Source organism: Streptomyces sp. NPDC097129 (genome assembly GCF_055668065.1).
Map to the genome: position 1 here is coordinate 519,312 of NZ_JBVOQE010000002.1, position 23,815 is coordinate 543,126.

17 protein-coding genes are annotated in these 23,815 nt (G+C 72.4%); 4 read left to right on the top strand and 13 right to left on the bottom strand.

Translation table 11 applies throughout. From position 1 onward, the window contains the following. Positions 1 to 23 precede the first annotated feature (23 nt). From AC0B9F_RS08245 to AC0B9F_RS08260, 4 genes are all read right to left on the bottom strand, one after another. Entirely contained in the window at positions 24 to 1,274 is a 1,251-nt protein-coding gene (locus AC0B9F_RS08245) for an aspartate aminotransferase family protein (RefSeq protein ID WP_472000881.1), read from the bottom strand. Positions 1,275 to 1,303: 29 nt separating this feature from the next. After that, the gene (locus AC0B9F_RS08250; protein ID WP_471999864.1) at positions 1,304 to 2,146 is read right to left on the bottom strand and encodes a nitrilase-related carbon-nitrogen hydrolase; all 843 of its coding nucleotides are present in this window, start codon (positions 2,144 to 2,146) and stop codon (positions 1,304 to 1,306) included. Positions 2,147 to 2,344: 198 nt separating this feature from the next. Further along, positions 2,345 to 4,939, bottom strand: a complete 2,595-nt coding sequence (locus tag AC0B9F_RS08255) for a hypothetical protein (RefSeq protein ID WP_471999867.1) — start codon at positions 4,937 to 4,939, stop codon at positions 2,345 to 2,347. 129 nt (positions 4,940 to 5,068) lie between these two features. Continuing rightward, a complete protein-coding gene (locus AC0B9F_RS08260; RefSeq protein ID WP_471999869.1) occupies positions 5,069 to 5,335 on the bottom strand; it encodes a helix-turn-helix domain-containing protein in 267 nt (88 codons plus the stop codon). A gap of 33 nt (positions 5,336 to 5,368) precedes the next feature. Between AC0B9F_RS08260 and map the strand changes: the two genes are divergently transcribed. Both map and AC0B9F_RS08270 read left to right on the top strand, forming a co-directional pair. Next, the gene (gene map, locus AC0B9F_RS08265; RefSeq protein WP_471999872.1) at positions 5,369 to 6,136 is read left to right on the top strand and encodes a type I methionyl aminopeptidase; all 768 of its coding nucleotides are present in this window, start codon (positions 5,369 to 5,371) and stop codon (positions 6,134 to 6,136) included. A 185-nt stretch (positions 6,137 to 6,321) separates the two neighbouring features. Further along, positions 6,322 to 8,856 (top strand): ATP-dependent Clp protease ATP-binding subunit, encoded by a 2,535-nt coding sequence (locus AC0B9F_RS08270; protein WP_471999875.1) that lies wholly within the window; start codon positions 6,322 to 6,324, stop codon positions 8,854 to 8,856. Between the two features lie 150 nt (positions 8,857 to 9,006). On the opposite strand, the gene ggt is transcribed toward AC0B9F_RS08270, so the two are convergent. Further along, positions 9,007 to 10,806, bottom strand: coding sequence for a gamma-glutamyltransferase (ggt, locus tag AC0B9F_RS08275; protein WP_471999877.1), 1,800 nt, complete (start codon positions 10,804 to 10,806; stop codon positions 9,007 to 9,009). A gap of 78 nt (positions 10,807 to 10,884) precedes the next feature. Between ggt and AC0B9F_RS08280 the strand changes: the two genes are divergently transcribed. Continuing rightward, entirely contained in the window at positions 10,885 to 11,640 is a 756-nt protein-coding gene (locus AC0B9F_RS08280; RefSeq protein ID WP_471999879.1) for a hypothetical protein, read from the top strand. A gap of 379 nt (positions 11,641 to 12,019) precedes the next feature. Here AC0B9F_RS08280 and AC0B9F_RS08285 read toward each other — a convergent pair whose 3' ends face one another. Then, on the bottom strand, positions 12,020 to 12,763 hold the full coding sequence (locus tag AC0B9F_RS08285; protein WP_471999880.1) for an amino acid ABC transporter ATP-binding protein: 744 nt from the start codon (positions 12,761 to 12,763) through the stop codon (positions 12,020 to 12,022). 147 nt (positions 12,764 to 12,910) lie between these two features. Continuing rightward, positions 12,911 to 13,330 (bottom strand): DUF6278 family protein, encoded by a 420-nt coding sequence (locus tag AC0B9F_RS08290; protein WP_471999884.1) that lies wholly within the window; start codon positions 13,328 to 13,330, stop codon positions 12,911 to 12,913. Between the two features lie 427 nt (positions 13,331 to 13,757). Here AC0B9F_RS08290 and AC0B9F_RS08295 point away from each other — a divergent pair, with 427 nt between their 5' ends. Then, positions 13,758 to 15,488 carry an SGNH/GDSL hydrolase family protein gene (locus tag AC0B9F_RS08295; RefSeq protein ID WP_471999886.1) on the top strand — a complete coding sequence of 577 codons (1,731 nt, stop codon included), beginning with the start codon at positions 13,758 to 13,760 and terminating at the stop codon, positions 15,486 to 15,488. A gap of 61 nt (positions 15,489 to 15,549) precedes the next feature. Here the strand turns inward: AC0B9F_RS08295 and AC0B9F_RS08300 are convergent, their stop codons facing one another. From AC0B9F_RS08300 to AC0B9F_RS08325, 6 genes are all read right to left on the bottom strand, one after another. Beyond that, a complete protein-coding gene (locus tag AC0B9F_RS08300) occupies positions 15,550 to 16,329 on the bottom strand; it encodes an exodeoxyribonuclease III (protein ID WP_471999889.1) in 780 nt (259 codons plus the stop codon). 42 nt (positions 16,330 to 16,371) lie between these two features. Then, a complete protein-coding gene (locus tag AC0B9F_RS08305) occupies positions 16,372 to 17,007 on the bottom strand; it encodes an MBL fold metallo-hydrolase (protein ID WP_471999891.1) in 636 nt (211 codons plus the stop codon). 105 nt (positions 17,008 to 17,112) lie between these two features. Further along, positions 17,113 to 18,414 carry a bifunctional 3-oxoadipate enol-lactonase/4-carboxymuconolactone decarboxylase PcaDC gene (gene pcaDC / locus AC0B9F_RS08310; protein ID WP_471999892.1) on the bottom strand — a complete coding sequence of 434 codons (1,302 nt, stop codon included), beginning with the start codon at positions 18,412 to 18,414 and terminating at the stop codon, positions 17,113 to 17,115. A gap of 44 nt (positions 18,415 to 18,458) precedes the next feature. Then, entirely contained in the window at positions 18,459 to 18,587 is a 129-nt protein-coding gene (locus AC0B9F_RS08315; protein WP_471999894.1) for a hypothetical protein, read from the bottom strand. Next, positions 18,584 to 18,799: a transposase gene (locus AC0B9F_RS08320; RefSeq protein WP_472000883.1), complete on the bottom strand. Its 216-nt coding sequence runs from the start codon at positions 18,797 to 18,799 to the stop codon at positions 18,584 to 18,586. The genes AC0B9F_RS08315 and AC0B9F_RS08320 overlap by 4 nt, the downstream gene beginning before the upstream one ends. A 389-nt stretch (positions 18,800 to 19,188) precedes the next feature. Next, entirely contained in the window at positions 19,189 to 23,547 is a 4,359-nt protein-coding gene (locus AC0B9F_RS08325; protein ID WP_471999896.1) for an RICIN domain-containing protein, read from the bottom strand. Positions 23,548 to 23,815: the final 268 nt, after the last annotated feature.

The window sequence follows — 23,815 nt, forward strand, 5'->3', positions numbered from 1 at the left end:
CGTCTTCCCCGATCGGCGCACTGCTACGGGATGCTTCTCAGGGCGTCCTCGAGGATCGCGGCGCCCTCCTCGGCCTCCGCGACGGTCAGGGACAGCGGCGGGGCGATGCGCAGCGCGGAGGTGTTGTGCCCGCCGCCCTTGCCGATGAGCAGTCCCTGTGTGCGGCAGGCCTCCAGGACGCCCGCGGCGGCCTGCGGGTCGGCCTCGTCGGTGCCGGGTTTCGCCAGCTCGACGCCGATCATCAGCCCGCGTCCGCGCACCTCCCGTACGGCCGGGACGTGCGCGGCGATCGCCCGCAGCCGCTCGAGGAGCAGACCGCCGACGCGCCGGGCGTTGCCCTGCAGGTCGTGCTCCAGCAGGTAACCGAGGTTGGCGAGGCCCGCGGCCATGGTGATCTGGGTGCCGCCGAAGGTGGAGATGCTGTTGGCGTCCAGGCAGTTCATGATCTCGGCGCGGGCGATCACACCGCCGATGGACATGCCGTTGCCGATGCCCTTGGCGAAGGTGACGATGTCGGGCGGGCCGCTGCGGGCGTGGGCCTGCCAGCCCCAGAAGTGGTCGCCGGTGCGGCCCCAGCCGGTCTGCACCTCGTCGGCGATCCACAGCACGCCCCGCTCGGCGAGCACCTCGCGGAAGGCGGCGTACAGGCCGTCCGGCGGGGACGTGAAGCCGCCGACGCCCTGGATCGGCTCGGCGATCAGCGCGGCGGGCGGACGGGTGTGGCCGAGGAGGTCCTTCAGGTCGTCCACGCAGGCCGCGATGAAGTCGTCGTCGCCGAGGGAGGCGTACGGGCCTCGGGTGCGCACCCCGCCGTGCACGTACAGCGTCTGCAGCGGGGACAGCGCGGTCGGCGACCAGCTGCGGTTGCCGGTGATGCCGACGGCGCTGAAGGAGCGGCCGTGGTAGCTGTTGCGCATCGCCAGGACGGTGTTGCTGCGCCGGTGGGCCGTGGCGAGCAGCAGGGCGGTGTCGTTGGCCTCGGTGCCGGAGGTGGTGAAGAAGACGCGGGCGTCGGGGATGCCGCTGAGCTGGGCGATGCGCTCGGCCAGCTCGACCATCGGGCGGTTGAGGTAGAGGGTCGAGGAGTGGACGATCCGCCCGGCCTGCTCGCTGACTGCCTTGGTGACCTCCGGCAGGGCGTGGGCGGTCATCGTCGTCAGGATGCCGCCGAAGAAGTCCAGGTAGCGGCGGCCGTCGGAGTCCCAGACGTGGCGGCCCTCGCCGTGCGTGATCTCGATCGGGTCGTCGTAGTACAGCGCGAGCCAGTCCGGCATCACGCGGCGGTGGCGTGCGTACAGGTCGCTCACGGCTCCACCAGTCCTTCGTAGGCGTCGGGGCGGCGGTCGCGGTAGAAGGCCCACTGCTGCCGCACCTGGTCGATCAGGTCGAAGTCGAGGTCGCGGACGACGAGTTCCTCCTTGGAGTCGGAGGCGGCCCCGCCGACGAACTGTCCTCGCGGGTCCACGAAGTAGCTGGTGCCGTAGAAGTCGTTGTCGCCGTAGGGCTCCTGGCCGACGCGGTTGATCGCGGCGACGAAGTACTCGTTGGCGACCGCTGCGGCGGGCTGCTCCAGGTGCCACAGGTAGGACGACAGCCCGCGGTGGGTGGCCGACGGGTTGTAGACCAGTTGGGCGCCGTTGAGGCCGAGTTGCCGCCAGCCCTCCGGGAAGTGCCGGTCGTAGCAGATGTAGACGCCGACCTTGCCGACGGCCGTGTCGAAGACGGGCCAGCCGAGGTTGCCGGGCTTGAAGTAGTACTTCTCCCAGAAGCCCCGCACCTGCGGGATGTGGTGCTTCCTGTACTTCCCCAGATAGCTGCCGTCGGCGTCGATCACCGCGGCGGTGTTGTAGTAGAAGCCGGACTGCTCGACCTCGAAGACGGGCACGACGATCACCATGCCGGTCTCGCGGGCGAGCTCCTGCATACGGCGCACGGTCGGGCCGTCGGGCACGGGCTCCGCCCAGCGGTAGTGCTCGGGCTCCTGGACCTGGCAGAAGTACGGGGCGTTGAACACCTCCTGGAAGCCGATCACCTTGGCTCCCTGGCGGGCCGCCTCGCGGGCGTGCTCCTCGTGCTTCGCCACCATGGACTCGGTGTCGCCGGTCCAGGTGGCCTGGACCAGGGCGGCACGGACGACGTTCGCCATGAGCTGCTCCTTCGACGCGACGTCAGAGCCTCTACGCCCGTAGAAGCAGGCCGTAGAGGGACGAACGTAAGCCTCTCGGACGGGCTTGCCAAGACCATCGTCGCCAACCCGCTGAGTCGGGCGCGATTGACACTCCTGTGGGTGATGCCCGGGGCTGGTGGGGCTGATGTGGCGACCTTTCCGGCGCTCGGGTGCGGGTCAGTGGGCGAGTCCGGCGACCCGCAGGGCGTGCAGGAGGTCCCAGTGGCGTTCGTCGGAGACGCCGCGGGCGGCCTCCAGCAGCAGCGGCACGAGCAGCCGGGGGTCGGGGGCGGCGCTGCGGGCGGCCTCCTCGGGGGCGCGGACACGGACGTGGGCGCCGAGCAGCGCGCGCACCTCCCGGTGGCGGCCCGCCGTGTGCAGCGCGCGGACGGCGGCCCCGATCTCCTCGGCGGGCCGTACGACGCCCTGCCGCAGCATGTGCTCGCCGTCGGCGTCCCGGCCGGCGGCGACGAGCGCGTCCGCGGCGGCGACGAGCCGCTCGGCGGGCAGCGACGCGGCCTCCCACAGCAGCGTCGTCCAGTCCGCGCCGAGCCCCGCCCGGTGCAGCTCGGCGGCGAGCAGGGGGAAGCGGACGGCGGGCCAGTGGGCAAGCTCGACGAGCAGCACGTGGGCGTCCCCGGTACGGCCGCCGGCGCGCAGCCGGGCCAGCCGGTCCACGGCGAGGAGGACCGCCCGGCGGTCGGCCGCGTCCACCACCGGCTCGGTCGGGGGCGCCGCGTCGACGCCCTCCCCGGCCCCGGCGAACCGGGCCCCCCGCGGGGCACGGCCCACTTCACCGGTACCGAGCACCGGCTCCGCGAGGACGGAACCCTCCCCCTCCTCGACAGCCCCGGCGAACCGCGCACCCCCACGACGGCGCTTACGCGCCTTGGCACCGGGGGGTGCGGGGCTGCGGCTGTCGGGAGCCTGGGTGGGGGTGGGGGTGGGGGCGGTGGAGGGTGCGACGGGGGCGGTGGGGGGTGGTAGGGGCTTGGCAGGGGGTGACATGGGGTTGGTGGGGGGTGCCAGGCGGTCGGGAGGGGGTGACACGGGCCCGGCAGGGGGTGGCACGGGGCCCGGCCGCGCGGAGGCGACGACCTGCGAGTCGGGATGGGAGGGCGGGGCGGTGGAGTGAGCGTCGGCCTCGGCAAGCGGGGCAGCGGGCTGGGAGCGGGCATCGGCGAGCGGGGCACCGGGCTGCCGACGAGGCTCGGCGAGCGGGGCACCCGGCTGCCGGCGGGCCTGGGTGAGCGGGGCACCCGGCTGCCGGCGGGCCTGGGTGAGCGCGGCACCGGGCCGTGCGTGAGCCTCAGCAACCGGCGCACCGGACTGCGAGCGGGCGTAGGGGTGCGGGACCTCGGGCTGTCGGCGGGGCACGGCGACCGGGACGCCGGGCTGCCGGGGAGCCTCAGCAACGGGTGCACGGGGCTGCGGGCGGGCGTCGAGGTGCGGCACATCCGCCTGCCCGCGACCCTCGGCGAGCGGAACACCAGGCTCCCAACGAGCCTCAGCAACCGGCGCACCGGACTGCGAGCCGGCGTCGAGGTGCGGCACATCCGCCTGCCCGCGACCCCCGGCGAGCGAAACACCAGGCTCCCAACGAACCTCAGCAACCGGCGCACCGGACTGCAGGCGGGCGTCGAGGTGCGGCACATCCGCCTGCCCGCGACCCTCGGCGAGCGGAACACCAGGCTCCCAACGAACCTCAGCAACCGGCGCACCGAACTGCGGGCGGGCGTCGGGGTGCGGCACATCCGGCTGCCCGCGACCCTCGGTGAGCGGAACACCAGGCTCCCAACGAACCTCAGCAACCGGCGCACCGAACTGCGAGCCGGCGTCGAGGTGCGGCACATCCAGCTGCCCGCAACCCTCGGCGAGCGAAACACCAGACTCCCAACGAACCTCAGCAACCGGCGCACCGGACTGCGAGGGTTTCTCAGCAACCGGCGCACCGGACTGCGAGCCGGCATCCGGGTGCCGCGAACCGGACTGCCGGTGACCCTCGACAAGCCGGCGACCCTCGACAAGCGGCCCACCCGCTCGCCGGTCGGCCTCGGCGAGTCCGTGTGGGGTGGGGCCGGTGCCGGCAGGCTGGGGCGCCGAGCCCCCGGCCCCGGCGCCGCCGCCGGCGCCCAGCCGCGCGGGCGGGGCGGCCGGGTCGGCGGCCGAGTCGCGGGCGGCTTGGCCGAGCGTGGCCTGGGCGTCACCCCGTCCGCGGGCGCCGCCCCGGCTCCCCGGCGCCTCCTCCGCCCGCGACACGGACAGCCCCCGTTCCAGCCGGGCCGTCCGCGCGCGCAGTTCCGCGCAGCGGGCGCTCGCGCGGTCGTGGTCGTCCTCGGACCAGGCGAGGGCGAGACGCAGGGCGTCGGCGTCCTCGCGGGTCGCGGCGGAGGCGAGCGTCCGGGTCAGCCCCGCGCAGCGTTCCGCGGCGTAGCGCTGTTCGCGGAGCATCACGTCGAGGCGGTCCGCGAGCGCCTCCCGGCCGCCGGGGCGGGCGTCGTACGCGGTGACCGCGGCGGCGTGCAGAGCGCGGGCCCGCGTCGTCTCCCGGGCGGCGGCGTGCGGGCCGTACCGGCCGGCGAGGTCCTGCAGCAGCGCCGCGACCACGTCCCACGGCGGCATCTCGCGGCCCTCGCGGCAGGCGCGCATGCCGTCCGGGTCGCGGTGCCAGAAGACGCCGCACCAGCCGTCGTCCGTGTCGAGACGCCCCAGCAGGGCGTCGAGGTACTCCACGAACTCCCGTACCGCGACCGGAAGTTGCTCCGCCGCCATCGCCCGACTCCCGCCCGAGGGGAACACTCCGGCCCCGTAGCCAACACCAGTCGTGTTACGGCACGGCTACGCGGAGTTTTCGCCCGGGGTGCGGGGAGCTCAGTCCCGCGCTCACGGCGCGGTGACCCCTCAGGCCGCGGCGAGGTCCAGACCCGCCCGCGCACACCGGGCGGCCAGTTCGTCCAGGGAGAGCCCGAGCGCGCCGGCCAGCGCGGCCACGGTGAAGAAGGCCGGCGTCGGGGCCCGCCCGGTCTCGATCTTGCGCAGCGTCTCCGCGGAGATCCCGGCGTCCGCCGCGACCCGCGTCATGCTGCGCTCGCCGCGGGCCTCGCGCAGCAGCGCGCCGAGCCGTTCGCCGCGTGCATGCTCTTCCGGAGTGAGGGGGGTACGTACCATGGCACCCATTCTAATACCGGTATAGTAATTGGCATGGTGGAACTGAAGACGGACACGTCTATCGACGCGATGTACGAGGCGGGCCAGGTCGTCGCCCGCGCCCTCACAGCCGTACGGGAGGCCGCCGGCGTCGGCGTCTCCCTGCTGGAACTGAACGAGGTCGCCCACGACGTACTGCGCGAGGCGGGCGCGACCTCCCCCTTCCTCGGCTACCGGCCCTCCTTCGCCCCGACCGCGTTCCCGGCCGTGCTCTGCGCCTCCGTGAACGACGCGATCGTGCACGGCATCCCCACGACGTACCGCCTGCGCGACGGCGACCTGCTCTCCGCCGACTTCGGCGCCGAGCTGAACGGCTGGGTCGGCGACTCCGCGATCAGCTTCACGGTGGGCCGCCCGCGCCCGGCGGACCTGAAGCTGATCGAGACCGCCGAGCGCGCCCTCGACGCCGGCATCGCCGCGGCCGTCGTCGGCAACCGCATCGGCGACATCGCCCACGCCATCGGCACGGTGTGCCGCGCGGCCGGCTACGGCATCCCGGACGGCTTCGGCGGACACGGCATCGGCCGCCGTATGCACGAGGACCCGGGCGTCCCCAACGAGGGCCGGCCCCGCCGCGGCCTGCCCCTGCGGCACGGCATGGTCCTCGCGATCGAGCCGATGCTGATCGCCGGCGGCACGGACGGCTACCACGCGGCCCCCGACGGCTGGACCCTGCGCACCAACGACGGCACCCGGGCCGCCCACGCGGAACACACGGTGGCCATCACAGAGAACGGACCCCGCATCCTGACCCAGCGGTAAGGCGACCAGCCGAAGGGCCGCGGGGAACTGCGCGACCGACCGACCACGAACCGCCCGCACCCGCCCGACCAGCCACACCACCCGAGTCGGAAGGCGCACCCCCACAGAACATGCCATCGTGGGCATGACCGACCCCACCCCCGGTTACCCGCCTCCGGTACGTCTCAGCGAAGGAACGGAGCGCCATGACCAGCGGCTACCTCGGCCCGGAGGGCGACCCCTTCGGAGAATTCCTCGCCCGCTTCTTCGGCGGCCCCCGCCCGGGGCCCCGCCAGATCGACATCGGCCGTCTGCTCAGTCAGCCCGCCAGGGAACTGGTGCGCGGCGCCGCGCAGTACGCCGCCGAGCACGGCAGCCGGGATCTGGACACCGAGCATCTGCTGCGGGCCGCGCTGTCCAGCGAGCCCACCCGCAGTCTGCTCAGCCGGGCGGGCGCGGACCCGGACTCGCTGGCCTCGGAGATCGACGAACGGTCGGGCCCGGTCCAGCACCCGCCCGGCGAGGCGCCCGCGCCGACCTCGCTCTCGCTCACCCCGGCGGTCAAGCGGGCCCTGCTGGACGCGCACGAGATGGCGCGCGCCGGCGGCGCCGGCTACATCGGTCCCGAGCATGTGCTCAGCGCGCTCGCCGCCAACCCCGACTCCGCCGCCGGGCACATCCTGAACGCGGCCCGGTTCGCCCCCTCGGGCCCGCCGTCGGCGCCGGAGGCCCCGCAGATGCCCCGGTCGGAGCGGGCGCGGCCGACGGGCACGCCGACCCTCGACAAGTACGGCCGCGACCTCACCGACCTGGCGCGTCAGGGCCGTATCGACCCGGTGATCGGGCGCGACACGGAGATCGAGCAGACGATCGAGGTGCTGTCCCGGCGCGGCAAGAACAACCCCGTGCTGATCGGTGACGCGGGCGTCGGCAAGACCGCCATCGTGGAGGGGCTCGCGGAGCGCATCGCCGACGGGGACGTGCCGGACATCCTGACCGGGCGCCGGGTGGTCGCGCTGGACCTGACCGGGGTGGTCGCGGGCACTCGTTACCGCGGTGATTTCGAGGAGCGGCTGAACACCATCGTCGAGGAGATCCGCACCCACTCCGACCAGCTGATCGTCTTCATCGACGAGCTGCACACCGTCGTCGGCGCCGGGGGCGGCGGCGAGGGCGGCTCCATGGACGCGGGCAACATCCTCAAGCCCGCCCTGGCCCGCGGTGAGCTGCACATCGTCGGCGCGACCACGCTGGAGGAGTACCGGCGCATCGAGAAGGACGCGGCGCTCGCCCGCCGCTTCCAGCCGATCCTGGTGCCGGAGCCGTCGGTGCCGGACACCATCGAGATCCTGCGCGGGCTGCGCGACCGCTACGAGGCCCACCATCAGGTCCGCTACACCGACGAGGCGCTGGTGGCGGCCGTGGAGCTGTCCGACCGCTATCTGACCGACCGGCGGCTGCCGGACAAGGCGATCGACCTGATCGACCAGGCCGGCGCCCGCGTGCGGCTCCAGGCGCGCACCAAGGGCACGGACGTGCGGGCCATGGAGCGCGAGGTGGAGCAGCTCAGCCGGGACAAGGACCAGGCGGTCGCCGACGAGCAGTACGAGACGGCCACGCAGCTGCGCGACCGGATCACCGAGCTGAAGCAGCACATCGCCGAGCACGGTGGCGACGGGGAAGCCGACGAGGGGCAGAACCTTCAGGTCACGGCCGAGGCGATCGCCGAGGTGGTGTCCCGGCAGACCGGCATCCCGGTCAGCAGCCTCACCCAGGAGGAGAAGGAGCGCCTGCTGGGCCTGGAGCGGCATCTGCACCAGCGGGTCGTCGGGCAGGAGGAGGCCGTCGCCGTCGTCTCGGAGGCGGTGCTGCGCAACCGCGCCGGGCTGTCCGCCCCGGGCCGGCCGATCGGCTCCTTCCTCTTCCTCGGCCCGACCGGCGTCGGCAAGACGGAGCTGGCGCGGGCGCTGGCGGAGGCGCTGTTCGGCAGCGAGGACCGCATGGTCCGCCTCGACATGAGCGAGTACCAGGAGCGGCACACCGTCTCCCGGCTGGTCGGCGCCCCGCCCGGGTACGTCGGTCACGAGGAGGCCGGGCAGCTCACCGAGGTGGTGCGCCGGCACCCGTACTCGCTGCTGCTGCTCGACGAGGTGGAGAAGGCGCACCCGGACGTCTTCAACATCCTGCTGCAGGTGCTGGACGACGGCAGGCTGACCGACTCGCAGGGCCGCACGGTGGACTTCACCAACACTGTGATCGTGATGACCAGCAACCTCGGTTCGGAGGCCATCACGCGGCGCGGCGCCGGCATCGGCTTCGGGGCGACCGGGAGCGAGGCCGACGAGGCGGCGCGGCGCGAGCAGATCCTGCGGCCGCTGCGGGAGCACTTCCGGCCGGAGTTCCTCAACCGCATCGACGAGATCGTCGTCTTCCGCCAGCTCACCGGCGACGAACTGCGCCGCATCACCCAGCTGCTGCTGACGCAGACCCGCCGGCTGGTGCGGGCGCAGGGCGTTTCGGTGGACTTCACCGACGCGGCCGTGGACTGGCTCGCCGAGCGCGGCTACCAGCCGGAGTACGGCGCCCGGCCGTTGCGCCGCACCATCCAGCGCGAGGTGGACAACCAGCTCTCCCGGCTGCTGCTGAACGGCACGATCAGCGAGGGCGGCCGGGTGACCGTCGACGTCGAGGACGGGCGGCTGGCGTTCCGCCCGCAGGCGCAACCCGCCCCCGAACTGTGACGGCCCGCGAGGACACCGGGCGAGCGGCCGCCTGCCCGTGACACCGGACGGGTAGCCGCCTGCCCGTGACACCGGACGCGTGGCCGCCCCGGCCCTGGCACCGGGCCGGGGTGGCCGCCGGCCCTGACACCGGGCCGGGGCGGCCGTCGGCTAGGACGCGGGGCGGACCACCATCGCCGAGCCGCCGCCGCGCCGTACCTTCTCCGCGGCGGCGAGCCAGCGGCCGTCCGGCAGGCGCTGCACACCGGTCGCGGCGCCGATCTCCGGGTTCAGTTTGAAGGAGTGTCCGAGCTTCTCCAGCTGCGCCCTCAGATCGCTGTTCCACAGGGCCGGTTCCAGCTCGGTCTGCGCGGCGTTGCGCTGGCTTGCGCGGGGCGCGGCGATCGCGTCGACCAGCGGCAGCCCGCGGTCGAGGAACCCGGTCAGGGTCTGCAGCACGGTGGTGATGATGGTCGCGCCGCCGGGCGAACCGAGCGCCACCACGGGCTTGTTCTGCCCGTCCAGCACGATCGTCGGCGAGATCGACGAGCGCGGCCGCTTGCCCGGACCGGGCAGGTTCGGGTCGTGCACCGCCGGGTTGGCCGGGGTGAAGGAGAAGTCGGTCAGCTCGTTGTTGAGCAGGAAGCCGCGGCCGGGCACGGTGATGCCGCTGCCGCCGGTCTGCTCGATGGTGAGCGTGTAGGCGACGACGTTGCCCCACTTGTCGGCGACCGTGAGGTGGGTGGTGTTCTCGCCCTCGTACGTGGTCGGCGCCGCGGTGCCGTGGGCGCCGCAGTCGGCGGGGTGGCGCGGGTCGCCGGGCGGCACGGGGCTGGTGAGCACCGCGTCGTCCTTGATCAGGCAGGCCCGGGAGTCGGCGTACCGCTGCGAGAGCAGCTCCTTCGTCGGTACGTCCTCGAAGGCGGGGTCGCCGACCCAGCGCCCGCGGTCGGCGAACGCGATCCGGCTCGCCTCGATGTAGCGGTGCAGGTACTGCGCCTCGGTGGCCTTCGACAGGTCGGTGTTCTCCAGGATGTTGAGCGCCTCGCCGACGGTGGTGCCGCCGGAGGAGGAGGGCGCGATGGAGTACACGCCGAGTCCGCGGTACGACGTCTTCGTGGGCGCCTGGTACTTGGCGCGGTAGGCGGCCAGGTCCCGCGCGGACAGCGCGCCGGGGCGGGCGTTCCAGCCGGAGGCCGGGTCGACGGGCGGGTGGTTGACGGTGTCGACGATGTCCCGGCCGAGGTCGCCGTGGTAGATCGCGCCGACGCCCTTGCGGGCCAGTTCGGCGTAGGTGGCGGCGAGGTCGGGGTTCTTGAACGTCGAGCCGACGACGGGCAGTTGTCCCCCGGGGAGGAACAGCTTCGCGGTGTCCGGGAAGTAGCGGAACCGGGTCTCGTTGGCGGCCGTCTGCGAGCGGAAGGTGTCGTCGACGGTGAACCCGTCGCGGGCGAGCCGTTCGGCGGGCTTCAGCACGCTCGCCAGCCGCTTGCTCCCCCAGGCGTCCAGCGCCGCCTGCCAGGTGGCGGGGGTGCCCGGGGTGCCGACGCTCAGTCCGCTGCTGACGGCGTCGGAGAAGGCGAGCGGCTTGCCGTTCTCCGTGAACAGGTTCTGATCGGCGCTCAGCGGCGCGGTCTCGCGGCCGTCGATGGTGTGCACGGTGCGCGACCTGGCGTTGTAGTAGACGAAGTAGCCGCCCCCGCCGACGCCGGCGGAGTAGGGCTCGGTGACGCCGAGTGCGGCGGCGGTGGCGACGGCCGCGTCGACCGCGTTGCCGCCCTTCTTCAGCACTTCGATGCCGGCGGCGGAGGCGTCCGCGTCGACGCTGGCGACGGCGCCGCCGTAGCCGACGGCGAGGGGCACCTTCTGGACGGGATCCCGGTGCGCGGTGGGCGGAGCCGCCGCTCCCACCGACACCACGGCGGCCGAGACCGCCAGGACGGACAGTTTCCGGGCAACGGGACGACGCATCCGCACCTCCGGTTGAGGGACCGTTCGCGCAGCCTATTCCACCATCATGGTCACGTCAGTCACGTAGCATGCGCGCCCATGAACGACGACCTGCGCAACATCGTCCTCGGGGTGATGGCGACCGGTGTCAGCGCCGCGCTGGGATGGCTGGCCCGCACTTGGCTGTGGAACCGGAAACTGCGGCGCAAGCAGGCGTTCTTCGGGCTGCCGGACGGCTCCGAGGCGCTGCTGGTGGTCAACCGCAACGCCGCCGGGCCCGAACTGGCGGTGATGCGCCACGACGTGTTCGCCCTGCTCGAACTCGCCGCGCTGGTCAAGGACTGTCACGCCCACGCCCAGGTGCTGGCGCATGACACGGCCCGTCAGGGCTTCGGTGAGCGCACCGAGTTCTGCGTGGGCGGGCCCGTCTCCAACCGCCGTACCGCGGCGCACCTGGTGTCTTTGCTGCCGGGGGTGCGGGTGAACGTGGACGCCGAACCCGGCCCGGACCGCGGCGCCTTCCAGATCGGCTCCGAACGGTACCGGGTGGAGGTCGGCCGCTCGGAATTCGTGCTGCTGGCCCGGCTCACCGTGGACGACAGCCACGGCGAGAAGCCGGTGTTCCTCTTCTGCGGCCAGACCGCTCTCACCAACCAGGCCGCCACCCGCTACCTCGCCCGCAACCACGAGCGGCTCGCCCGCAAGCACGGCAGGAACTCCTTCGTGCTGCTGCTGAAGGTCGTCAACTCGCAGGCGTACGGCCCTGACGTGGTGGAACTGATCGCGGACGTCACCCGGCCCGCGCTGGCCCCGCTGCCTGAGGCATCCAGGAACTCCCACCGGGCCCAGGCCTGACGCCGTATCTCCCGAGGGTGAGGGACGCGCCCTCTGGGACGAGCACAACCCGACCGGCGCGCGGCTGACCTTCTCCGCGCGGCGGGCGGCCCCTGGCGTGGGTCGCTTCCGCCGCGTGCAGTGATCTGCGGCCGCGGCCGGGCGGGTATGGCCCTGTGTTACTGCTGCCCCCTACGGACGAGGGGCCGTGGGGGGACCCACCCCCGGCAGCAGCGTTCGTGGTGCGGCCGCACCGGCGGGTACGGCCTCGGTCGTCACCACAGGGATGAACGGCACATCGTAGTTGAGAACCGCCGTGCGGGCACAAGCGGTACGGACCATGCGGAGCGCTCCTCGTTCGATTTCGCGCATGCGTCGGCGCCCGAGGGCGTGAACTCCCTCAGTGCTTGAGGATCTTGGAGAGGAAATCCTTGGCGCGGTCGCTGCGCGGGCTGGTGAAGAACTCGTCGGGGCTGCGGTCCTCGACGATCCGGCCGTCCGCCATGAACACCACGCGGTTGGCGGCGGAGCGGGCGAAGCCCATCTCGTGGGTGACGACGACCATGGTCATGCCGTCGCGGGCGAGTTGCCGCATCACCTCCAGCACCTCGTTGATCATCTCCGGGTCGAGGGCGGAGGTCGGTTCGTCGAACAGCATCACCTTGGGGTCCATGGCGAGGGCCCGGGCGATGGCGACGCGCTGCTGCTGGCCGCCGGAGAGCTGCGCGGGGTACTTGTCGGCCTGTTCGGACACCCCGACCCGGTCGAGCAGTTCGCGCGCGCGCCGGTCGGCCTCGTCCTTCTTGCGGCCGCGTACCTTGACCTGACCGAGCGAGACGTTCTGCAGCACGGTCTTGTGGGCGAAGAGGTTGAACGACTGGAAGACCATGCCGACCTCGGCACGCAGCCGGGCGAGAGCCTTTCCCTCCTCGGGCAGCGGCTGCCCGTCCAGCAGGATGGTGCCCGAGTGGATGGGCTCCAGCCGGTTCACGGCCCGGCACAGCGTGGACTTGCCCGATCCGGACGGGCCGATGACCACGACCACCTCTCCCCTGCCGACTGCGAGGTCGATGTCTTGCAGGACGTGCAGCTCCCCGAAGTACTTGTTGACGTTCCGCAGCTCGATCAAAGGATCGACGGCCATGCGCAGCCCTACTCACTCTCAGCTGTGTCGTGGTTGCCGCAACCTATCCAGCGGCTCCGCCCCCTGGGACACGACACGCACTTTCCGGGCATAAGCCGTATTTAAGCCGGAGGTTGGGCCATGACCTCACCCTCAGGTCCTTCCGGGTCAGTCCTCGGCGACCTCCGCGTACAGCTGCGACAGCTCGGGGACCCCGCTCTCGGCCCACTCCCGGCCAGCGGCCACCACCTCGATCTCGCGCCCCGAGGCGAGGCGCACCACGGGCGGCCCGCCGGGGCGGATCTCCCACACCGCGCCGGGCACCGTGCGCACGACCACCGTGCCGAGGTACAGCCCCGCGTCGTTGCCGAGCCAGGGCAGCGTCTCCGCGTCGTCCCGCCAGCGCGGCACGAGCTGGTCCAGCGCCTCCAGCGAGGCCGCCGTGTCGTCGAGCCGTACGCCCGCCTCAGCCGCCTGTGAACGCAGCAGCTCGCACTCCGACAGGAGCGCCGCGACCGCCTCCGGAGCCGCCGTGAACCGTGCCTCGCCGATCTTCCTGCGCCCGATGCCCAGAAAAGGGAGATTCATACGGACAGCGTGGCATTCGCACCCGCGTGCGCACCACAGGCGCGCGGGCCTCCTTTCGCGCCCGCCCGCCCCCTCGTACGGCCCATTTCGCGCCCCGCCCGCGCATGGCGCGTTGACGGGTCCCTGACGCGTTCCTAGCTTCGCGGTGCGCGCGGAGGCCCACAGGAGGTCCCGGTGGGCGCGGACGGCGAAGAGAGCGGAGGAGCGGTTGCTGCGGGCGCGGGTGGTGCGGGTGGGTCGGGCGCGGGTGAGTCGGGCGCGGGGAGAGCGGGTGCGGGTGCGGGTGGTGCGCGTGCGGGTGCCGGTGGATCGGGCGCGGGGAGAGCGGGTGCGGGGAGAGCGGGTGCGGGTGCATCGGGTGCGGGGAGAGCGGGCGCCGGGAGAGCGGGCGCGGGTGCGGGTGGCGCGGCGAGGGCTCGGGGGGCTTGTGGCGGTCCTTCTGCTGTCCGTGGCCGGTGCGGTGCCGGTCCATGCCGTATCTCCGGGCGGCAGCGTGCCGCTGCCTCTGGAGCGGGTCTACGACAACACCGCGGTCAGCGACGACGCCCGGCCCGGCGCCGCGGACTTCGACGGCTCGGGGGCGTCCCTGTCGGCGCAGGACCTCGCGGCCGCCGGCTGGACACCGGGCCGCGCGCTGACCGTCCAGGGCGCGCGGCTGACCTGGCCGCGACGGGCACCGGGCGAAGCGGACAACGTCCGGTCAGCCGGACAGTGGGTGCGCCTGACGGGACGCGGTGACGCGCTGGCCTTCCTGGTGACGGGGACGGCCGGGGACGTCACGGGCGGCACGGGCACGGTCCGCTACACGGACGGCACGACCTCTCCGTACGCGCTCGCCGCCCCCGACTGGCGCACCGGCCCGCTCGCCACGAAGGCGGTGGCGCTGCCGCACGTCAACACGCCCGGCGGCCGGCTCACCCACCAGGCCCGGCTGTACGTCGTGACGGTGCCGCTCGCCGCCGGGCGCACGGTGGCGGCGGTACGGCTGCCCGTCGCGCCGGAACTGCACGTGTTCGCGGTGTCGGTGCGCGCGCCCGCGCCGGGCTGGACCGGCAGCTGGGCCGCGCCCACCAGTGGCTTTCCGGCCGTCGGCCCGTGGAAGGACCGCACGCTGCGGCTGGTGGTGCACACCTCGGCGGGCGGCCCCCGGGTGCGCCTGCGCTTCGACAACACCTTCGCGGGGACGCCGGTGCGCATCGGCGCGGCGACGGTGGCGGTGCGCGCGTCCGGAGCGGTTCCCGAGGCCCCGCCGGTGGCGCTGTCCTTCGGCGGGGCGGCCGGCGCGGTGATCCCGGCGGGGGCGCAAGCGGTCAGCGATCCGCTGGAGTTCGCCGTGCCGGCCGGGGCCGACCTGCTGGTCAGCTTCCATCTGCCGGGTCCGGTGACGGCGGCGCCGGTGCACCGGCTCGGGCAGCAGCGTTCGTATCTGAGCGAGCCGGGCGATCACACCGCGGACGTCTCCCCGGCCGCGTACACCGCCACCCTGACCAGCCGGCCGCTGCTGACCGGAGTGGACGTCGGTGGCGGGCCGGGGTCGGTGGCCGTCCTCGGCGACTCGATCACCGACGGGGACCGTTCGACGCCCGACACGAACCGGCGCTGGCCCGATGTGCTGGCCGCACGGCTGCGCGGGCAGAGCGCCGTGCCGCGCTACGGCGTGCTGAACGACGGCATTTCGGGAAATCGGGTGCTGACCGACCGCTACCCCGGCGACGGCGTCTCGGCCGAGCAGTCCGGGGTGAGCGCCCTGCACCGGCTGGACCGGGACGTGTTCGCGCAGACCGGCGTGCGCACGCTCGTCGTCTTCGAGGGCGTCAACGACCTGCTGGACGGTGTCGCCGCCGCGCCGCTGACCGACGGGCTCCGTACGATCGCCGACCGGGCGCACGCCCGCGGACTGCGCGTCCTCGCGGCGACGATCCTGCCGTGCGGGGGCCACGCCCGGTGCCCGGCCGCCGTGGACACCGAACGGACGGCGCTCAACGCCTGGATCCGCTCCACCGGTGTCCTCGACGGCGTACTGGACTTCGACGCCGTGCTGCGCGACCCCGCGCACCCGGCGCGGATGCGGGCGGCCTACGACAGCGGCGACCATCTGCACCCCGGGGACGCGGGGCTGGCCGCGCTGGGCGAGTCCGTGGACCTGCGGCTGCTGTGAGCTACAGGTACGTGAGCTACAGATCCTGTGAGCTACAGGTCCTTGCTGTGAGTCACAGGTGCTACACGTCCAGGTCGACGACGACCGGCGCGTGGTCGGAGGCGCCCTTGCCCTTGCGCTCCTCCCGGTCGACGTAGGCGTCCTTGACGGCCTTGGCGAACGGCTCGTTGCCGTACACCAGGTCGATGCGCATGCCGCGGTTCTTGGGGAAGCACAGCTGGCGGTAGTCCCAGTAGGTGAAGGGGTGCTCGTACTTCAGCGGACGCGGCACCACGTCGTTCAGCCCGGCCTCGCGCAGCGAGGTGAGCGCGGCGCGCTCGGCCGGGGTGACGTGGGTGGAGCCGACGAAGGCGGCCGGGTCGAAGACGTCGTCGTCGGTCGGCGCGATGTTGTAGTCGCCCAGCACCGCGAAGGGGCGGCTGCCCTGGGCGTCACCGGCGACGGCGGCCCTGAGGACCTCCAGCCACTGGAGCTTGTACGCGTAGTGGGGGTGCTCCACCTCGCGGCCGTTGGGCACGTACACCGACCAGACGCGGACCGGGCCGCAGGTGGCGGAGATCGCCCGCGGCTCGACCGCGCCGTCGAAGCCGGGGTCGCCGGGCAGGCCCTTGACCACGCCCTCGATGCCGACACGGGAGAGCACCGCCACGCCGTTCCACCGCCCGGTGGCGTGCACCGCCGCCTCGTAGCCCAGCTCGCGCAGCTGCTCGACGGGGAACTGGTCCTCGGCGACCTTGGCCTCCTGCAGGCACAGCACGTCGGTGCCGCTGCTCTCCAGCCAGGCCAGCAGCCTCGGGAGGCGGGCGGTGATCGAGTTCACGTTCCAGGTCGCGATGCGCATGCCTCACAACCTACCCGGAGGCACTGACAACGCGGTCCGGCCCTAGACGTCGGTGCTGTCCCCCGGTGTCAGCCGCCGGTGGTCCGTGCCGCCCAGCTGCCCGATCTGGCGGTCGTAGATCGGGCGGGCGAGGTCGGTGAGGTAGGCGTCGTGGACGTCGTACGCCCGCCGCGGCTTGACCTCGCGGACGTAGTCGATGACCTCGGAGATCTTGTTCCAGGGGGCCATGACCGGCAGCATCAGCGTCTCCACGGGGTGGTCCGGAACGGTGAGCGCGTCGCCGGGGTGGAAGACCGCGCCGCCGTCGACGAGGAAGCCGACGTTGGTGACGCGCGGGATGTCCGGGTGGATCACGGCGTGCAGCTCGCCGTGGACCTGCACGTCGAAGCCGGCGGCGGTGAACGTGTCGCCGTGGCCGACGGTGTGCACGCGGCCGGGGAAGGCGGCGGAGATCCGCTCGGCGACCGCGCGCAGGGTCCAGATCTCGGCGGCGGGGTTGTGCTCCAGCGCGGCCCGCAGCCGCCCCTCGTCGAAGTGGTCCGGGTGCTCGTGCGTGACCAGGACGGCGTCCGCGCCGAGCGCGGCGTCCTCCTCGCTGAAACCGCCGGGGTCCAGGACGAGCGTGCGGCCGTCCTTCTCGAGGCGGACGCAGGCGTGCGACATCTTCGTAAGCTTCATGGCTCCTATCCTGCCTGCGCGGGGCGGGAGCGGCGGCGGGAGCGGGGTGCGGGTGGGGCACCCCGCCAGGGGGTCGATCCGCCCGGGTGTCATTCCGCCCGGGTGTCACTCCGCCAGCGTGGTCTCCTCGAGGATGACCTGCTGGACCACGCGGAAGGCGCTGTTCGCCGCGGGGATGCCGCAGTAGACGGCCGCCTGGAGCAGGACCTCCTTGATCTCGTCCGGGGTGAGGCCGTTGCGCAGGGCCGCGCGGGTGTGGAAGGCGAGCTCCTCCAGGTGGCCGCCGGCGACGAGCGCGGTCAGGGTGACGCAGCTGCGGGAGCGCCGGTCGAGTCCGGGCCGGTTCCACACCTCGCCCCAGGCGTAGCGGGTGAGCAGTTCCTGGAACTCGCCGGAGAAGTCACCGGCCTGCGCCAGCGCCCGGTCGACGTGCGCGTCGCCGAGCACCTCCCGGCGTACCTTGAGCCCCGCGTCGTACGGGTCGGGCCGCCCGGCGGGCTGGGGCTGCGCCACGGGCGGCGCGATCTCGGCGACCGGCGCCACCGGCTGCGGCGGCGGCGCGGCCAGCACCGGCTTGACGGGCGCGGCCGCGATCGCGATCTGGCCGGTGCCGGGGTCGATGACGGGCTGCCAGGCGGTCGAGAAGTGTGTGACCAGCAGGTCGGTGACGGCGGCCGGCTGCTCCACCGGGACCAGGTGGGAGGCGCCGGGTACGACCGCGAGGCGGGCGTCCGGAATGCCCGCGACCAGCGTGCGGGCCTCGGCGGGCCCGGTGACCTGGTCCTCGGAGCCGACCAGCACCAGGGTCGGCACGCCGACCCGGCCCAGTTCGGGCCGCACGTCGAACGCGGCGAGCGCCTCGCAGGCGGCGATGTAGCAGCCGGGGTCGGTGGTGCGGACCATCTGCACGGCCCACTCGGTGATCGCGGGCTGCGCGGCCGCGAAGCCGTGCGTGAACCAGCGGTCGGGGGACGTACGGGCGATCGGGTCGAGACCGTTGGTCCGGACGATCACCCCGCGCTGACGGAACTCGTCGGCGGTGCCGAAACGGGGGGAGGCGGCGATCAGCACGAGGGAGGCGAGCCGCTCGGGGTGGCGCAGCGCCAGCTCGACGCCGACGGCACCGCCGAGCGCGCAGCCCGCGTAGCCGAACCGCTGCACGCCGAGCGCGTCGAGGGTGGCGAGCAGGCGGGCGGTGAGCTCGGCGACGGACCCCGCCGGGTGGGCGGGCGCGCCGCCGTGCCCCGGCAGGTCGAACCGCAGGACACGCCACTGCTTGGCGAGCTCGGGAACCTGCCGGTCCCACATGTGCCATGTGGTACCCAGTGAGGGACCCAGGATCAGGACGGGGGCCTCTTCCGGCCCGTCAAAGCGGTATTGCAGGGTGTTCGACGGTGTCTCACTCACGCGTCAGACCCTCTCACGTCTCACGACTGCCCCTATGACGGGGGTTACGACTGCACAGGGCTGAACAGATGGAAGACCTCCCGGGCCGCGTAGTGCTTGGGGGTTCGGATCTCGCGCCGGGTCTTGCCCTCCTTGCTGCGGCGTTCGTAGTAGTCCTGGGTGCGCGGGGTCAACGCGCAGGTGGGTCTGTCACGATCCGGTGCAGGGCCGCGTTCGCTCGCCGGTCGCCGCCGCGGTTGAGACGACGGTATTGCCGACTGCCCGAGGAACGCTCGACGGGGCTGACCCCGCACAGCGCCGCGAAGGACGCCTCACTGCCCAGGCGTTCCGGGTTGTCCCCGATCGTGATCAGCAAAGTGAACACACCGCCACGGCTGCCCGACATTCCCAACCCACGGGCCGACGACATGAAGCCCTTCCTCGGGCACTGGAGCCCCTACGGCCCCACCTACTGAACGCCCGCTCCACAAAGGCGTCCAACCCGCCGAAGTACGTGGCGGCGCGGCAGCCGCCGCCATCAGCAGCGCCGGAACCCGACCGCCTCACCTTCAGCTCCCGCAAGGACAACCTGGGGGGTGCACCCCTGAAGGCATTGATGTGCTTGGTGTGACCCGCATAGGCGGCTGACGTGAGGGACCGGACAGTGCAGTTGGGACACTGACGTACCGCGTGTGCGGCGGAACGGCTCGTCAAGGATGCGATCCTCTGCCGTCCCGTCGACACACGCGGTTGTGTTGGAGGGGCTGGCCACTCGGCGGCCCGCCCCTCCAACGGTCAGTCCAGTTGCGTGATCCCCGGCAGTGACCCCGTTGCTGCCGCGTTCGCGGCGGGCAGGGCGGTCGGGTAGACGCGTACGTCGCTGACCGAGCCGTTGGCGTACTCGCCGTAAGCGCTCTGGTAGAGACGGCGGCCTATCTGCACCCCTCCGTCGCCGTTCCACGTGGTGCCGGCGTACGCCTTGCTGGCCGAGAGCCTGCCGTCGACGTACAGCAGCAGCTGGTCGGTGTCCGCGTCGAACACGCCGACGAGGTGTGTCCACTTGCCGACTACGGCCGAGGCGCCGTACGCCGCGGTGAAGGCGGTGCTGGCCGTGTCGTCGTCGTGCCGGCCGAAGGCCCAGGCATTGGCGCCGGAAGAGTAGTACAGCTGGAATCCGTTGGCGTTGCCCGACCCGTCCGACTGGGAGACGAAGGTCGAGTTGCCGGTCGCCGAGGCCAGCTTGACCCAGGCCGAGACGGTGAAGCTGCCCGAGGTGTCCACGGCCGGACCTGTTGTGGCAGCGTATCCGGTGGTCCCGGAGAGGGTCAGCACCTTCCCGCGGGTGGCATCCGTGCTCCAGGCGTACGCGCCGGTCAGCGAGGCGTCGAGGGACCCGGGACCGTCGGCAGCCGAACCGCCCGCGCCCTCGTCGAGGAGCCACTCGTGGGTGGCGGTGTTTCCGACCGCGCCCAGTGAGGCGGGGGCAGCGAACGCAGCCGTGTTGCCGGTCGGCGTGGTACCCGGGTACTCGATGAGCTGACCGGCGGTGTCGACCGCGTACAGCTCGGGATAGCCGTCGGGGCCGCCTGCCGGGCTGTTGAGATCACCCGGGGACATCACCGATGGGTACTTTGCCGACGACAGGACCAGGGAGAGCGCGTCGGGAGGGTTGGTCCCCCAGCCGGCGGCCGTGCCGGTGGTCCAGTTCTGGGCGGCGGTGCCGTTGCAGGTGTAGATCTGCAGCTGTGCGCCAGCGGTGGTGCTGCCGTTCGGGATGTCCATGCACTTGCCGGAGTTCGGGTTGACCAGACTGCCCGAGGCGCCGAGGGTCCACTTCTGTGCGGCGCTGCCATTGCAGGTCCACAGCCGTACCAGGGTTCCGTTGGTTGTCCCGCCCCCGGTGACGTCGAGGCAACTGCCCAGCGCCCGGAGCGAGCCGTCCGACGTCATCGTCCAGCTCTGGGCGCGGGACTGGTTGCAGGTCCATGTCTGGACCTTGGTGCCGTTGGCGGTCAGCTGCTGGTAGACGTCCAGGCACAGTTTGCCGCCGCCGGCCGCCGCCACCGCGGAGGTGAGGGCCGACCGCACCGGGGCATGTAGCAGCGTCGGCACCAAGGTGTCGCGGGTGTAAGCGATCGGGAAGCTGAACACCGAGCCGCTGGAGTCGTCCCGGGCCCAGAGGACCGGCCCGGTGACGTTGCCCTTGTCGTCGGTGCCCGTGGCGGGCGTACCGGGCGCGATCAGGGTGTAGCCGGACCAGTCTCCGTCACCGAGCAGCAGCGGGTGCTTGAAGTGGCCGCCGCCGTCGGACTGGTAGATCCAGAGCTTCTTGTTCTCGAGGGTGACCACCGCTGGATAGCCGGCGCTGTTGCCGTACAGGTTGCCGGCCGTGACGATCTGGTCGACGTTCCAGGCACTGGCGTTGTAGCCGGCGGTGCGGCAGCGGGTGTCGTCCGCGATCCGCTCGACGGGCTCGCAGGGGTCCTTGGGTACGACGTCGAAGCGCTTGCCCATGAAACCTGGGTAGGTGGAGTAAGGCGAACGCGGGAAAGTGTCGTCGGCGGCCGGGTCGAGGTCGTTCTTGACGATGTACAGCTGGTGGGTCTGCTTGTTGTAGGCGAACAGGTCGTCGACGTCGGAGCCGTGCAGGTTGCCGCGGTGGGCGATGAGGTAGTTGTTCCAGCCCGTCCCGTCCGGGGACTGCGCCGCGGTCGAGACCGTCACCGGGCCCGTGGCCGGGGTGGCGGGGCCGGTCTGCGGGGCGGCCTGCGCCGGGGCCACCGGCTGCGCGGCGTCGGTGTTGCCCGGCAGCAGGACCAGGTCACCAGTGCGGGTGGTGGCCAGTAGGTCGGCGATCCCGTCGCCGCTGACGTCCCCGGGTGTGATCTTGGTGGTCGGGTTCCACGGGACTGTGTACGTGTAGCCGACTGGGGACTGCGAGAGGTTACCGGCCTTGTCCACGGCGGCGACGTAGAGCGTGTGGACACCCCAGGCCGTCACAGGGACGGTCAGCTTCGCTGTGGCGTCGCCGGAGCCGTTCGTACCGCTCGCGGGAACGGAGGTCCCGGCCTGCGCGGTGGGCTGGGCATCGAGCCGCCACACGAAATGGTCCACGCCGCTCATCAGGCACGGGCCCGGGGTACAGGTGGCGACCGGAGCGCGGTCGCCCGCGGAGACGTCGAACTGCGTGGTGTTGCCGGGGCCCGCGTACACGACCGGGTCACCCGCACCGCCGCCGACCTGCGGGAAGGACGGGTTGGCGGCGACGTCCGGGGTCTCGGGCGGGCTGAAGTCCGTACGGAACCAGCAATGCGCCGAGACCGGCGAGGTCAGGTGGGGGGCGGCGTTGTCCTTTGCGTAGACGTCCCAGCCGTACTCGTGGCCGTCCTGGAGCGTTACACCCACGGGGACGTCGGCGTCCGTGCCGGAGGCGACGTACGGGCTGGCAGGTGTGGCGATGATGGTGCCATTGCCGTTGGTGAGCACCGTGCGGTCCCACACCTCGTAGTTGGCGCTGGCCAGTTCACCCGTTACGTTCGTGGTGACCGTCGCGTGCAGTTGGAGGTTGCTGCCGGCCGCGCTGTACGTCGTGGCACCGATCCAGCCGACCCCGCTGGTCACACAGGGGCCCGAGGCGCCGGCGGCGGCCGGGGTGGTGTGCAGGGCGCTCGGGGTGCTGGGAGGGATGTCGAAGGTCGTGGTCAGGGTGAGGACCGTGGACATCCGCAGGTAGTTGTCGTTGTCGCTGGATATCGACTCGTCGCCGAAGAGTCCGACGGTCCACCAGTCGGTGCCCGCATCGGCGATCTTCTGTGCCTGGCCGGTCACGGTGAAGCTGGCGGTGTGGTTGCTGCAGTTGCTGCCGGGGTTCGCCGCGCTCGGGATGGTGGTCTTCACCGGCGCGTACGCGCTGTCGTTGGTGGCCGGTTTGCTGTTCCAGTCGGTGCCGGAGTTGATCGACGCGGTGGTGTGCAGGGTGATGGGCTGGTCCTTGGAACAGTCCCAGCTGGAGGCGTACGTGGATGCCACGGTGACGATCGCCTTGGAGACCACCATCGCGGGATTCAGGCCGCTGGTGTTGATGGCGTAGTACGAGCGCTCCAGGCCCGTACCACAGGCCCCGCCCCAGCGCTGGTAGCCCACGCCCTCACCGTCGGACTGCGGCTTGTCGTACTGCGGGCTGTCCGAGCAAGTGGAGCTGGAATACACCTCCGTGAAGTGGCCGGACTTACTCGAGACCGGGTTGGTGTACGGGTCGATGTAGACCGGGTAGACGGTGTTGGGGTCGGTGAGCACGGACGAGTCCGGGTGCAGAGTGACCGCGCTCTGGGTGGTGGTCATCGGGACTTGGTCGACCGATGCGCCCGGGCCCGGGCCGTCGACCGAGGAGGCGGGGGTTTCGGCGGGCGCGTCGACGGTCGTCGTCCGGGCTGCGAACGACGCCGGCTGTACGCCGGTTGTCGGGGTCCGCGCCGGGTCCGCAGAGGCGTCGGAGGTGGCGGAGTCCCACATCACCGGGCGCGGGGAGACATAGTCGAGGGTGCCGTCGGCAGTCTTGGCCTCCATGCCCCCGGAGGGCGTCGCGTGGAGAGTCAGGCCGTTGGTGGTGGCAGTGAGCATCAGCTCCTTGACGCGCGGGTCGGCCGCCGCGGCCGCGTCGTGGATGATCAGGATGTCGCTGAAACCGCCCTGGTCGGTGACGGAGACGGACAGGTCGACGCCGGGCAGGACCGCCGGGTAGAGGGCGGTGTCGCCGGAGACCTGTGGGGCCGGCAGCGGGAAGGGCATGGCCAGCGCGAGCTCGCTGCCGTCCTGGTGGGTGAGCCTGACCATGGGGCCGCTGCCACCGCCGGAGAGGGCCACTGAGTGCGGGCTGGCCTTGGGGGACCAACTGCCGTCCGCGTTGCGCTCGAGCGTGGCGTCCACCGGCACCCAGGCGCCGTCCTTATGAACCCGTACGGGCATGAGACTGGCGACGCTCGTGAACGTGCCGTCCGGATTAGCCGTCGTCTGGGTGGTCTCCGTGGTGAGCGCGTCCACGGGCACGGGCTTGCCTTCGGCGACCGCTTCCTGCTGCGCTGCGAACAGGGGGCCTGGGGTGGCGGATTCGCCGTCCTGCGCGAATGCCGGGAGGGCGGGTGCGGCCAGCGCCATGGTGGACAGGCCCAGCAGGACTCTCTGAGTCAGTGCCAGGCGTCTGAGTCGTCGCGGATGTCGATCAAGATGGAAAAGCACGCGTCAAGTTCCTCACAAATCGAGTGGTGCGGAATCATCGATTCCCCCATGCGTCAGGCAGCGATCGTGTGACGGCATGGACCAGCAGGTCCTGCAGTTTGTCTGGTTGACTGATTCTTTATCCCGCACAAATCGGGCAGTTCGCGTGGTCGGAATTGCCAATTCCGATCGAACTGGAGTTCCGGAC